General features: G+C 39.6%; 1 protein-coding gene and 3 pseudogenes. All 4 read left to right on the forward strand.

Annotated features, from left to right (window positions below; genetic code table 11):
* Positions 1 to 54 precede the first annotated feature (54 nt).
* Positions 55 to 8,646, forward strand: a pseudogene (locus PVV57_RS08500) (hypothetical protein); the annotation flags it as partial.
* A gap of 291 nt (positions 8,647 to 8,937) precedes the next feature.
* A pseudogene (locus PVV57_RS10560) lies at positions 8,938 to 9,981 on the forward strand (Vomp family autotransporter); the annotation flags it as partial.
* Positions 9,982 to 10,595: 614 nt separating this feature from the next.
* Positions 10,596 to 10,757 (forward strand): YadA-like family protein, encoded by a 162-nt coding sequence (locus PVV57_RS08505; protein ID WP_404977249.1) that lies wholly within the window; start codon positions 10,596 to 10,598, stop codon positions 10,755 to 10,757.
* An 815-nt stretch (positions 10,758 to 11,572) separates the two neighbouring features.
* Positions 11,573 to 15,592 (forward strand): annotated as a pseudogene (locus tag PVV57_RS08510) (hypothetical protein); the annotation flags it as partial.

The following is a 15,592-nucleotide window of genomic DNA, read 5'->3' on the forward strand; positions in this document are numbered from 1 at the left end:
GCCTTTACTAATGTTGGTTTAGCCTTTGAAGGACTTGATAAGAATATCAAGACTGTGAATGATCGTATTAAGGAAGTCTCAGAGGGCGTTGCGCATGATTCCTTATTGTGGAATGATGAAGCCAATGCCTTTGTAGCGCGTCATGAAAAGAAGCAAGAAGAAAAAGGTAGAGCTGTAGCAACTCAAGAAAACAGCAAGATTACGTTTCTGCACGCTGGTGATGTTTCTAAGGATTCGACAGACGCTATTACAGGTGGTCAGCTTTATTCAATGGGCGGTGAAATTTTAAAGTATTTTGGCAGTGGAGCTAAGTACGAGAATGGTCAATGGACAGAACCCAGTTTCAAAGTTGCACAATTTGGTGCTAATGGCACAAAAGGTGAAGAGAAGACTTATCATAATGTAGCGGAAGCCTTTGAAGGAGTTAATAGCACTTTCACGACTCTTAATGGTGAGATTGGGGATGTAAGAGATAGTATCCTTGTTAAGCAAGCAACAGAAATTACTTTATCGCGTAGTCTGCGTGATGGAGGAGCAGGTCTTATCACGATTGGTAAAGGAACTGGTGGTAGCGAAATCAGTATCTTGAACAAAGATAATGGAGGGCGAAAACTTTCCGGTCTCATGGGTGGGGATCTCGGTGAAAATTCAAATGAAGCTGTCAATGGTGGTCAGATTCATACCCTAGGGAGCAGTGTTGCATCTTATCTAGGTGGCGATGCTGCATTTACAGAGGGTGTTTTTAAAGCTCCGACTTATAACATCTCTAATGTTTCTGATGATGGTACGGTAACGACTAAATCACATAACGATGTTGGTTCAGCCTTTTCTGATCTTGATACGAGTGTCAAGAATGTGAATACTCATCTAACGAATGAGGTCAAAAAGTTTGATGAAAAACTAACGAATATTACGCAAGAAGTCCAAGGCGATGCTTTGTTGTGGAGCAAAACCGATAAAGCCTTTGTAGCACAGCATGGATCAGGAGATACGAAAGTTAATAGTAAGATTAAGTATCTTGCCAATGGTACCATTGCAGCAAATTCAACGGATGCGGTCAATGGTTCGCAACTTTTTGAGACAAATAAGGCTGTTGCAACCTATTTAGGCGGTGGTGCTGGTTATAAAGATGGCGCATGGACAACACCAAACTTCAAGGTTTCGACTGTTAATTCTGATGGGAGTGCTGCTGAAGAGAAGAGCTATGAGAATGTAGCGGATGCGCTTGCTAGTGTAGGAAGTTCTTTGACGAATGTTCATAAAGAGATAAAGAATGAGATTAACCAAGTAGTGGGTGATAGTCTTGTTAAGCAAGATGCTGATACACATGTTATAACGATTGGTGGTGAAAAGAGCGGTACTAAAGTTACGCTTGCGAATACTGATGGTGCAGCACGGACCTTGTCTGGTATAAAGGAAGCAGCAAAGAATGATGAAGCGGTTAACAAAGGCCAGCTTGATCAAGAAATAGAAGATGTACGTTCAGTAGCGGTTTTTTATGATGAAGAAGTAGAGCCAAAAGATGTCAATCCCCTTATCAGGTCAGCGCGTAAAGTTAATAAAAATAGTGTGACTTTTGGAGATCCTAGCACGGGCACTGTTGCATTGCACAATGTTGGGAAAGGTAAAGTTGCAGAAAGCTCAACCGATGCCATCAATGGCTCTCAGCTTTTTGAGACCAATAAGAATGTTGCTAGCTATTTAGGTGGAGGTGCACGGTATGAGAGTGGCAAATGGGCAGATCCTAATTTCAAGGTTAAGCAAATTGGTTCTGATGGCAATATTACTGAGGAGTCATATAAGAATGTAGCGGATGCTTTTGAAAGTGTAGGTTCTTCTTTCAAGAGTATTCATGATGAGATTAGCACTATGATAAGTGATAGCTTTGTTAAGCAGGATGATACAGGTCTTATTACTATTGGTAAAGAAGTAGCCGGTGGTGAAATCAATATAGCCAATAAAGATGGTGGAGAACGGACACTTTCTGGTGTAAAGACAGCGCAGAATGATAACGAAGCTGTTAACAAAGGTCAGCTTGATCAAAGTTTGAAGGATCTTTCCAATAGTCTTCAGTCTGATGCATCAGCGGTTGTTCATTACGATAAAACAGGTGATGAAACTGATTATACGAGTGTAACTTTGGGGAAAGGTAAAGAAGCAAAAGCTGTTGCACTTCACAATGTTGCCAATGGTGAGATTGCCAAGGATTCACGTGATGCGGTCAATGGTGGGCAAATTAATACAATTTCTGGAGATATTGCGAAGTTTTTGGGTGGTGGTACAACCTTTACAGATGGTGTTTTCACGGGTCCAACCTATAAATTATCTAAGGTTTCTAAAGATGGTAAGGAAGAAGAGGCTGAATTTGAAAATGTTGGTATAGCTTTTGAGGGGCTTGATACGAGTATCAAGAATGTGAATCAGCGGATCAAGGAAGTTTCTCAAGGCGTTGCACAGGATTCGTTGTCTTGGAGCAAGGATGAGGATGCTTTTAGCGCGCAGCATGGAACAGGGGATACGAAAGCAAATAGCAAGATCACATCACTTGCCAATGGTACCATTTCTGAAACTTCCACGGATGCAGTTAATGGTTCTCAGCTTTTTGAGATCAATAAGAGTGTTGCGACTTATTTAGGTGGTGGGGCTGAATATAAGGAAGGTCAATGGACGGCTCCTCAGTTCAAGGTTAAAGCCATTAAGGAAAATGGTGATAAAGAAGATAAAACGTATCAGAATGTAGCGAGTGCTTTTGAAGGTATAGGTACATCTTTCGAAAATGTTAACACAGCGATTAGCAATGTAAAAAATGAGATTGCAAATGTGAAGGGCGACAGTCTAGTAAAGTGGGATGAAGAGCAACAAGTAGTCAAGATTGGAGCAGAAAAAGGTGGTAATACAATCACAATTTCTGATCAGGATAGTAAAGATAGAATCCTTTCAGGAGTTAAGGATGCAGAGCGTAGAAATGAAGCAGTTAACAAAGGTCAGCTTGATGATAATGTGACTAAACTTTCTGGGGAAATAGCAGATGTTCGTTCATTAGCAGTTTTCTATGATGAAGAAGCAGATTCAGATGAAGTTAATACTCTTTCCAGGTCATTACGTAAGGTTAATAAGAATAGTGTTACTTTTGGGGATCCAAACACCGGCACTGTTGCTTTGCATAATGTTGGCAATGGTTCCATTTCTTCAGAATCCCATGATGCGGTTAATGGTTCTCAGCTTTATTTACTGGGTACTGGGGTTGCTACGTTTTTAGGTGGTGAAGCTAGCTATGAGAATGGCGCATGGACAGCTCCTACATTCAAGGTTACAACTGTTAAAGATGATGGCAAAGAAGAAGAGAAAACTTATCAGAATGTAGCAGATGCTTTTGAAGGTGTTGGTACATCTTTTACGAACATCAAAAAAGATATTACCAACCAGATTAATCATCTTCAGTCTGATGATTCAGTGGTTGTTCATTATGATAAGAAGGACAAGGGTGAAATAGATTATACGAATGTTACTTTAGGAAAAGGAAAGGGTTCTACCGCCGTTGGTCTTCATAATGTTGCCGATGGTAGTATTTCTAAGGATTCACATGATGCGGTTACGGGTGGACAGCTTGATAGCATCACAAATGATTTATCAAAAGCTTTAGGTGGTAATGTATCCTTTGATGGCAAAAGTTTTAAACAACCACAGTATGATTTATCGACAGTTTCTAAAGACGGTCAGGTAGATGGCAAAACCTATAATGATGTTGGAACAGCTTTTTCTGGTCTTGATGACAATATTAAGAATGTGAATGCTCGCATTAAGGAAGTCTCAGAAGGTGTTGCGAAGGATTCTTTGAATTGGAGTAGTACTGAGGGTGCTTTTGTAGCGCAGCATGGAACAGGAGATACGAAAGCAAATAGCAAGATCACATCACTTGCCAATGGTATCATTTCTGAAACTTCTACGGATGCAGTTAATGGTTCTCAGCTTTTTGATAGCAATAAGACTGTTGCGACTTATTTAGGTGGTGGCGCTAAGTATGCAGATGGCCAATGGACGGCTCCTAAGTTCACAGTTAAGACAGTTAAAGAAGATGGCAGTGCCGTTGAAGAGCAGAGCTATGATGATGTAGCAAAAGCCTTCGCGAGTGTTGGTACATCTTTCACGAATATTCATAAAGAGCTTAAGAATGAGATTAGCCAAGTTGTGGGAGACAGTCTTGTTAAGCAGGATAAAGAGAGCAAGGTCATTAAGATAGGAGCAGAAAAAGGTGGTAACAGCATTAATATTGCCAATAGTGGCGATGCCCCACGGACTTTGACAGGCGTTAAATCAGGAGTTGTTTCGGAAGAATCGAGTGATGCGGTTAATGGATCTCAGCTTTATTCAATGAGTAATACACTTTCTAGTTATTTTGGCGGAGGTGCTAAATATGAGGATGGCAAATGGGTAGCTCCAAGTTTCAAGGTTAAAACAGTTAAGAAAGAAGGCGGTGCAGTTGAGGAGGAAAGCTATGAAGATGTAGTTTCAGCGTTTGCAGGGATTGGTACATCTTTTGAAAATCTTCATCAAGAGCTTAAGAATGAGATAAACCAAGTTGTGGGAGATAGCCTTGTTAAGCAGGATGATAAGACGCATGTTATTAGTGTAGGAGGCGAAAAGAGCGGTACGAAAGTTACGTTAGCAAATGTTGATAATGCTGCGCGGACCCTTTTAGGAGTGAAGAGCGGAGAGCTTTCAGAGACATCGACAGAAGCGGTAAATGGTTCTCAGCTTTTTGCGACCAATCAAAATGTCAGTACCGTATCTAACAATCTGCAAACAGCAGCTACGAATATAGCTAAGTCCTTTGGTGGTGGCGCTAAGTATGAAGAAGGGCAATGGACAGCGCCAAGCTTTATGCTGAAAGCTTTCAGTGCGGATGGTAAAGAAGGTGAAAACAAGACATATAATGATGTTGGTTTAGCCTTTGCAGGAATAGATACAAATTTCACAAATGTTAACAAGCATCTGACGAATGTTGTTGAAGATTTTAATAAAAAAATCGACGACATTACCAAAGAAGTTAAAGGGGATTCTTTGCTATGGAGTAATGCTGATGGTGCCTTTAGTGCGCAACATGGAGCAGAAACCAAAACGAATAGCAAAATTAAATTTCTTGCTGCTGGCGATGTTACGAAAGACTCGACAGAAGCTATTAATGGTTCCCAGGTTTATTCTTTAAGTGATAAATTTGCTAAGTATTTAGATGTTAGTGCTGGTTATGATGCAAAAGGCGAATGGAAAGATCCAAGCTTTAAGATTACAACGATTAAAAAGGATGGAGAAGAAGAAGAAAAGACTTATCCGAGTGTAGCAGATGCTTTTGAAGGTGTTGGTACATCTTTTACGAACATCAAAAAAGATATTACCAACCAGATTAATCATCTTCAGTCCGATGATTCAGCGGTTGTTCATTATGATAAAACAGATGGTGAAAATAGTGCTGTTGATTATGCGAGTATAACTTTAGGTGGTAAAGATAAAACCCTCACGGCTCTTCACAATGTTGCCGATGGTAGTATTTCTAAGGATTCACATGATGCGGTTACGGGTGGACAGATTAACACCATCTCTCAAGATGTTGCAAAGTTTTTAGGAGGTGAAGCATCCTTTAAAGATGGTGGTCTTACACAGCCAACCTATAAATTATCTGATGTTACTAAAGAAGGTCAGGTTACGGATAAGTCCTTTACTGATGTTGGTACGGCGTTTAGCGGTCTTGATGCGAATATCAAGAATGTGAATGAACGTATTAAGGAAGTCTCAGAAGGCGTTGCGAAGGATTCTTTAAATTGGAGTAGTACTGAGGGTGCTTTTGTAGCGCAGCATGAAACAGGGGATACGAAAGCAAATAGCAAGATCACATCACTTGCCAATGGTAACCTTGCAGAAAATTCAACGGATGCGGTAAATGGCTCTCAGCTTTTTGAGACCAATAAAAATGTAAGCACTATATCAAACAATCTTGAAACAGCAGCTATGAATATAGCTAAATTCTTAGGCGGTGGAGCTGAATATAAGGAAGGTCAATGGACAGCGCCAAATTTCAAGGTTAAAACCATTAAGGATAATGGTGACACTGGAGAAGGGGATTATGCGAGTGTTGCAGCTGCTTTTGAAGGTGTAGGCACGTCTTTTACGAATATTAAAAATGAGCTTAACAAAGAGATTACTAATGTAGTCAGTGATAGTCTTGTTAAGTTTGAAGAGGAGACAAATCTGATCAAGGTTGGAGGCGAAAAGGATGGTGCGAGCATCAATATAGCGGATAAACAAAGTAAAGATAGAATCCTTTCAGGAGTTAAGGATGCAGAGCATAGCAATGAAGCAGTTAACAAAGGTCAGCTTGATGATAATGTGACTAAACTTTCTGGGGAAATAGCAGATGTTCGTTCATTAGCAGTTTTCTATGATGAAGAAGCAGATTCAGATGAAGTTAATACTCTTTCCAGGTCATTACGTAAGGTTAATAAGAATAGTGTTACTTTTGGGGATCCAAACACCGGCACTGTTGCTTTGCATAATGTTGGGAAAGGTAAAGTTGCAGAAAACTCAGCCGATGCCATCAATGGTTCTCAGCTTTTTGAGACAAATAATAAGTTTTCTACTTACTTAGGTGGTGGCGCTGGTTATAAAGATGGCATATGGAGTGAACCATCTTTTACAGTAAAAACTGTTAAAGATGATGGCAAAGAAGAAGAGAAAACTTATCAGAATGTAGCAGATGCTTTTGAAGGTGTTGGTACATCTTTTACGAACATCAAAAAAGATATTACCAACCAGATTAATCATCTTCAGTCTGATGATTCAGCGGTTGTTCATTATGATAAAACAGATGGTGAAAATAGTGCTGTTGATTATGGGAGTATAACTTTAGGTGGTAAAGATAAAACCCACACGGCTCTTCACAATGTTGCCGATGGTAGTATTTCTGAAAAATCGCATGATGCGGTTACTGGTGGTCAGATTTATAACATTGGTGGAGATATAGCAAAATTCTTAGGTGGCGGAGCCTCCTTTAACAATGGAGCCTTTACAGGACCAACCTATCAATTATCTCAGGTTGATACTAATGGTAAGGTAGAGACGACAGAATTTAAAGATGTTGGAAGTGCGTTTGCAGGAATTGATACAAATGTTAAGAATGTGAATAATAATTTGACGAATAAGTTTAACGAACTTACTCAAAATATCACGAATATTACTCAAGAGGTTCAAGGAGATGCTTTGTTATGGAACAAGGAAGAAGAGGCCTTTGTAGCCCAACATGGAGATAAGAAAAGCCACAGTAGGATTACGTCCCTTGCCAAAGGTCACCTTTCGGAAGGATCGAGCGATGCCGTCAATGGCTCTCAGCTTTTTGAGACCAATGATAAGGTTTCGACCTATTTAGGTGGTGGGGCTGAATATAAGGAAGGTCAATGGACTGCTCCACAGTTCAAGGTTTCGACAGTTAATTCTGATGGGAGTGCTGCTGAAGAGAAGAGCTATGAGAATGTAGCGGATGCGCTTGCTAGTGTAGGAAGTTCTTTGACGAATGTTCATAAAGAGATAAAGAATGAGATTAACCAAGTAGTGAGTGATAGTCTTGTTAAGCAGAATGAAGAGACGCATGTTATTAGTATAGGTGGAGAAAAGAGTGGTACTGAAGTTACGCTTGCGAATACTGATGGAGTATCCCGTAGCTTGTCTGGTGTGAAGGCAGGAACACTTTCTGCAACATCGACAGAAGCGGTGAATGGCTCGCAACTTTATTCCTTGAATGAGACGCTTGCGACTTATTTTGGTGGTGGTGCTCAATATAAGGATGGTCAATGGGTAGCTCCCAGTTTCAAAGTTAAGGCCGTTAAGAAAGAAGGAGGTTCTATTGAGGAGGAAAAGTATGATGATGTAGCGGCAGCCTTTGCGGGAGTAGGTACGTCTTTTGAGAACCTTCATCAAGAGCTTAAGAATGAGATTAAGCAAGTTGTAGGAGACAGCCTTGTTAAGCAGGATGATAAGACGCATGTTATTAGTGTAGGAGGAGAAAAGAGCGGTACGAAAGTTACGTTAGCAAATGTTGATAATGCTGCGCGGACCCTTTTAGGAGTGAAGGGCGGAGAGCTTTCAGAGACATCGACAGAAGCGGTAAATGGTTCTCAGCTTTTTGCGACCAATCAAAATGTCAGTACCGTATCTAACAATCTGCAAACAGCAGCTACGAATATAGCTAAGTCCTTTGGTGGTGGAGCGAGTTATGAAAATGGCACATGGACAGCCCCAAGTTTTAAGGTTAAAACCATCAAGGATGATGGGGGTTCTGGAGAAGAGGATTATGCGAGTGTAGCGGAAGCGTTTGCTGGAGTTGGAAATTCTTTCACGAATATTAAAAATGAGCTTAAGAATGAGATAAGCCAAGTAGTGAGTGATAGTCTTGTTAAGTTTGATGACAAGAGCAGGGTTATCAAGATAGGATCAGAGAAAGACGGAACAGAAATCACGTTTTCCAATAGTGAAGGTATGGCCCGTAGCTTGTCTGGTGTGAAGGCAGGAACACTTTCTGCAACATCGACAGAAGCGGTGAATGGCTCGCAACTTTATTCCTTGAATGAGACGCTTGCGACTTATTTTGGTGGCGGTGCTAGTTATAAAGATGGTCAATGGGTAGCTCCCAGTTTCAAAGTTAAGACCGTTAAGAAAGAAGGAGGTTCTGTTGAGGAGGAAAAGTATGATGATGTAGCGGCAGCCTTTGCGGGAGTAGGTACGTCTTTTGAGAACCTTCATCAAGAGCTTAAGAATGAGATAAACCAAGTTGTGGGAGATAGCCTTGTTAAGCAGGATGATAAGACGCATGTTATTAGTGTAGGAGGAGAAAAGAGCGGTACTGAAGTTACGTTAGCAAATGTTGATGGAGCAGCACGGACTCTGTCCGGGGTAAAAGCCGGTTTGCTCTCAGACGGCTCAATGGAAGCGATTAATGGTTCTCAGCTTTATTCGATGAGCAATACGTTAGCGGGATATTTTGGAGGAGGCGCTGGTTATAAGGATGGCGGCTGGATATCACCAGAGTTTAAGGTAGCGCGTTTCAAGAGTGACGGTAGTTCTGATGATGACAAAAGCTATCATGATGTAGCGAGTGCGTTTGAAGGTATTAATGGAAGCATGTCTACGATCAATGATCGTATAAAAGAAGTTGAAAAAGATGTCTCTTCGAATGGTCTGAATTGGAATAAAGAGATTGGAGCTTATGATGGGAAACATAATGGTGCGTCGAGTAAGATTAGCAATGTATCTGATGGCCTTATAGAAGAAGGTTCACAAGATGTTGTGAATGGAGGACAGCTTTGGCAGACGAATGATAGGGTTAGCAAGGTTGAAAGTAAGGTAGATAGTATTGACCAGCAAGTAAAAGATATTGCGACTTCAACGGATGGAGCAGTTAAGTATGATAAAGATAAAGAAGGTCATAAGACGAATAAGATCACGTTAGTTGGAGGCAATGAGAGTGATCCAGTATTGATAGACAATGTAGCCGATGGAAAGATTGAAAAAGGTTCGAAAGAGGCCGTCAATGGAGGTCAGTTGCATGATTATACGGATCAGCAGATGAAGATAGTCCTTGAAGATGCAAAGAAGTATACGGATGAGCACATCAATGATATAGCCAACAATAGTGTTAGTGAGTCCAAAGCTTATACAGATATGAAGTTTGAGACGTTAAATTATGCCATTGAGGATGTCCGCAAGGAGGCAAGACAAGCTGCTGCTATTGGCTTGGCAGTATCGAATTTAAGCTATGACGATACACCAGGAAAATTAAGTTTTTCATTTGGTAGTGGTTTATGGCGCAGTCAATCCGCATTTGCTATTGGGGCTGGTTATATGTCTGAAAATGGAAGATTTCGCTCTAACATATCTGCAACAAGTGCTGGGGGGCATTGGGGGGTAGGTGCTGGATTTAGGATAACACTGAATTAACAATAGAGAATCCAAAATAAATTTTCCTTCTCTTATTAAATGCGTCATATGTGGTATTTTAAGAGAAGGAAAGTTATTTTCGTCATAAATGAATAGCAATAGAAGATAAGGGTGTATTTCGAGTAAAAATGTATTTTTTATTGTGAAATTTTATATGAAAAAATCGTTTATCATCTCCAAAAGGAATTATTTGAATAATCGATATTTCTTTTTAAGAGAGTTTTTTCCTTATAAGAGAAATATATATTACAATAATATTATTAATGAATGCGCATTATTTTCTTATGACAAGATAGGGGGGATTATTTTGCAATAATTCTACTTCTGATAAGATTGTTATTGGATTGTATAATGACATAAAAGGTGATCAATTACATAACAGTGCGCAGCAGATTAAGATAGTTTTTGGTGATGCGAAAAAATATACAAATAAATGTTTTGCTGAATCCATAGGATAATGCGATGAGTAATGGTGTTAATGATGTAAAATTTTACACGGATACAAAATTTGAAGCATTAAGATATGATATTAGGACAGCTCAGAAAGAAGCAGGATAAGCAGCGGCTGTTGGTTTAGCGTATCTAACTTACGGTACTTCGACGAACCAGGGTCTTTGAGTGTCTCATTTGGTAGCGGCGCATGGCGTGGACAATCCGTATTTGCTATTGGAGCTGGCTATACATCTGAAAACGGAAAAATTCGCTCTAATCTCTCTGCCACGAGCGCTGGTGGTCATTGGGGAATAGGTGGTGCAATCACTCTGAAAATAAAATAATACGAACAACGAAAACTGAACAAAATAATCACCCTCATTTATTGAAATGAGGGTGATTTTTTTTACAGACGCACAGTATTTAACTAGAGATAATATTTGATGACGCTATAAACTTTGAGATTTTATAGAAAATCTTTATATGCGTTTATTGCAAAAATATCACAATAGAATCCATATTGCTAAAAAGTCATATTTTTATGTTGCTATTTTCTTGAACAGTCTATAATAGTACAGAAATGTATATTAGTAAGACTCATTTTGATAAAATAACTTTCAAAGGGGGGATAAGCAGTGCGTAAAGATAAAAAGAATATCACAAAATCGCGCATATATCATTACATGATATTTTGAAAAGAGAAAACCTAACTAATAAGCCAATCATCCAAGGGAAACCATATCTCGAACATATAAAAATATTTTTTTTACTTTACTTGTTATTAAAAAAAATGCTTTTTAATAAAACTAAAGTCTATAATTAGGAAAATACATAACAAAACCTTTGTAAAACGATTTTATAGTAACAACTACCAAGTAAAAAGTAATATCAAATATGAAAAACCTTTTTAGTTAGTAAAAAACAGCACATTAAAACCCTTAGAATCTAAATGTGTCATATTTATGTCCGAAAAGCACAACCAAAAAAATATTTAGATCTCATTATAGAAAGCACAAACAAAACAAGATTAAAGACTCAAAATGTTCATGCTCTAAGCAATGATTCTCTAACTTCAAATTCAAGAGAAATCAATAATGCTGAAATGTGTCTTTTTTATGTTTTGGAGGTGTTTTTAGGTTTTTTCATTGGAGAGTTTGTTATGAAAAAATTATATGCCCCACAAGCAACGAGTGAATTAAAGCGTTCTCGTTTTTCTTTTGTTAAAATTCTTTCGTTGGCTACAGCGGCTACATTTTTATCGAGTGTTGCTCCTGTTTTTTCAGCAAATTCTGATTTTAGAAACGTATTTCTCGAAGGTGTTAACAGTGCTGGTATCTCTTATCCACAAAGCATTGTCTCTGTTGCTGGTTTGAATGCTTCTTCTGTTTCAAAAGAGGATTATTTAACAGTACTCAATAAAGCAGGAGCAGAAAAGGTTAAAACTTCTAGTGACTATGCAAATTTTTTAACTAGAACTCTGTCTGGTAAGAATGATGAGAGCTCTATAATAAATGTTTTGGTAGAAGACAGCGATTCTGCGCAAAGATATGTGCAAGATATATTAAAAGTTGGGAATGCTGCACTGTTAAAAGCGCCAAAAACATTTGTAAAAGGAGATTTTAATAGGGAAGAGGAATCTTCTGATGTTTTTGCACCAGCGTTTGACTACACCATAACAAAACGATTGATTCCTATTAATGAAATGCTGCGAGAGACAAGAGCTAATCAAGGTGTTATGCTGGGAGAGAACGCAAAAGCAACTGAATATTCGAGTATTGCAATAGGCAGAGAAGACCCCGAATGTAAAAATATAGAAGGTAAGCTTGGTTGCACCGCAGCGCGAGCCTTAGCTGAGAGAGCTATAGCTATAGGTTTAGCATCTGTCGCTCAGAATTTTCAAGGAATTGCTATTGGTGCTGTTGCAAACGCAAGCGCTGATAATGCTGTTGTCCTAGGTGCTTTTGCATCTGGACAGGGGAAAGGCAGTACTGCTTTAGGGCATTCCTCAAAAGCATTAGCAGAGGATAGTATTGCTTTAGGCCATATTGCAACCGCATCAGGAAAACAAGGTATTGCTATAGGTCTTTTGACAAAAGTATCAGGAGATCAAGGTATTGCAATTGGTAATGGCGCAAATGCATCAAAAGAGAAAGGTGTTGCTCTAGGTGCCAGCGCTTCTGCGAATGGGGATAGAAGTATTGCCCTTGGTGATTACGCAAAAGTATCAGGGGACATGAGTGTTGCTTTGGGTGCTGACGCAACGGCGTCAAAAAAAGATAGCATTGCTATAGGCCACAGGGCGCAAGCTTTGGGTGTAAATAGTATCGCAATAGGTAACTATAATGCGGGTGAAAGTATTACAAAAGCAGAGGGTGGTTTTGCAACAGTTGTGGGAGATTTTGCGACTGCTGGAAAAGATTATGCTACTGCTTTTGGTGCGGGTTCAGATGCATTAGGAACATATTCTGTTTCTATGGGATATAAAGCAAAAGCAGGAGCGGATAGCAGCGTTGCTATGGGTGTTTATGCAAGTGCATCAGGAGGGAGTGGTATTGCAATTGGTTCTTATGCAAATGTAACAGTTGAGGGTGGTGTTGCTATCGGGAACGACTCTGTGTCCGATAGGGCTGCTGGTGTTTTTGGGTATACATCTCTTCTGCAAGGGCCGGCTACAAACACCGAATCCCAATGGAAAAGTACGAGAGGCGCTGTGAGTGTTGGTAATCTTGATAAGAATATAACACGACAAATCACAGGTGTGGCAGCTGGTAGCAAACCTGTCGATGCAGTGAACCTTAGACAGTTGCAAGACTTAGAGGAAGTTGTAAGAAAACACGGCTGGAAACTGTCTGTTGGCGGTGAGAATGGCAAGACTGTTCTTATGGACAGCGATGTAGATTTTTCCACTGGAAGTGAAAATTTTAAAATTACCAAAGGTGATAAAGATAATAAGGTACAATTTGATCTGGCTAAAGACGTTACGTTAACAAGCTTAAAAGCAGGTACAAATACCTTAGATGCAACGGGTTTAGTGATTGAGAATGGTCCGAAAATAACAACGGGTGGTATTGATGCTGGTAGTAAGACAATAACAGGCATTAAAGAAGGTTCGCTCTCAGCAGAATCGACCGAAGCAGTAACTGGTTCCCAGCTTTTTGCAGCAAATAATGAAATTGCTGATGTAAGAGACAGTATTCTTGTTAAGCAAGTAGCAGAGATGACTTTAGCGCGCAGTCTGCGTGATGGAGGAGCAGGTCTTATCACGATTGGTAGAGGAACTGGTGGTAACGAAATCAGTATTCTAAATAAGGATAATGGAGCCCGGAAACTTTCCGGTTTACTCGGCGGGACAATCAGTGAATCTTCAGACGAAGCCGTAAGTGGTGGTCAGATTCATACCCTAGGGAGCAGTGTTGCATCTTATTTTGGTGGTGGTGCTAGCTATGAAAGTGGCGCTTGGACTGCTCCAAAATTCACTGTTAAGTCCGTTAAGGATGATGGCGAAACAGAAAACAAAGAATATCCTGATGTAGCGAGTGCTTTGAGTGAAGTTGGTACTTCTATCACGAATGTTCAGAATAAATTGACTGAACAGGTTAATAATGTGATTAACAAAGTGGAAAGCGAAAGCTTTGTTCAGCAAGACAAAACAACGCATCGTCTCACTATTGGCGCAGCAGTAGAAGGCAGTGAAATCAATATCTCCAATAAGGATAAAGAGGATAGGATACTTTCTGGTGTTGGGGAAGCGACAAAAAACAATGAAGCGGTTAACAAAGGTCAACTTGATAAAGGTTTGAAAGATCTTTCTGATAATCTTCAGTCTGATGAATCAGCCGTTGTTCATTATGATAAAAAAGCTGGAGAAACTGGCGGCATTAATTATGAGAGCATAACTTTAGGAAAAGGCAAGAATGCTGCCTCGGTTGCACTTCACAATATTGCTGATGGTAAGATTTCCAAGGATTCACATGATGCAATTACGGGTGGACAGATTAATAAAATTGGTGAGGATGTTGCGAAATTTTTAGGTGGAGAAGCATCTTTTGAAAATGGAGCCCTTACACAGCCAACGTATAAATTATCGTATATTGCTAAAGATGGAGTTGTAACAGAGAGTTCGTTCCAAGGTGTTGGCACAGCATTTAGTGGTCTTGATACAAATATCAAGAATGTGAATGATCGTATTAAGGAAGTGTCTGAAAGTGTTGCACATGATTCCTTGTTATGGAGTGATGACGCTCATGCTTTTGTAGCGCGTCATGAAAAGAGCAAAGGTGAAAAAGGTAGAGCTGTAGCAACCCAAGAAAACAGCAAGATTACATTTCTGCACGCTGGTGATGTTTCTAAGGATTCGACAGACGCTATTACAGGTGGTCAGCTTTATTCAATGGGCGGCGAAATTTTAAAGTATTTGGGTGGTGGAGCTAAGTACGAGAATGGTCAATGGACAGAACCCAGTTTCAAGATTAAAAAATTTGCATCTGATGGTAGTACAACAGATGAAAGTTATTCAAGTGTAGCAGCTGCTTTTGAAGGTGTGAATAGTTCTTTTTCAGATCTTCATAAAGAGATTAAGAATGAAATTACCAATGTAAAAGGTGATAGTCTTGTTAAGTGGGATGAAGAGAAACAACTAGTCAGGATTGGTGGAGAAAAAGATGGTTCTGCAATCAATATTGCAGATAAGGGGAATAAGGATAGAATCCTTTCAGGCGTAAAGAAAGCAGAAAAGTCCAATGAAGCCGTTAATAAAGCGCAGCTTGATGAGAACGTGGATAAACTTTCTAAAGATATTGAATATGTTCGTTCTGTGGCGGTTTTTTATGATTACGATACAGAAGAGATCAATCCACTTATGAGATCAGCGCGTAAAGCGAAACAAACCAGTGTGACTTTTGGAAATCCAAAGGAAGGTACTGTTAGTTTGCGTAATGTTGGAAATGGTAATATTGCCAAGGATTCAAATGAAGCAGTAAATGGTTCGCAGCTTTTTGAGACAAATAGTAAGGTTTCTACTTATTTAGGCGGTGATGCTAAGTATGAGAATGGTCAATGGGCAGCCCCAAGCTTCAAGGTTACAACAGTCAAAGATGATGGCAACTCTGAAGAGAAGAGTTATGGAAATGTAGCTGAAGCTTTAGCGGGTGTTGGCACTTCCCTCACAAATGTAAAAAAT

Origin of the sequence: Bartonella sp. AU15XJBT, assembly GCF_028618615.1 — a bacterium.
In the GTDB taxonomy this organism is placed as follows: Bacteria; Pseudomonadota; Alphaproteobacteria; order Rhizobiales; family Rhizobiaceae; genus Bartonella.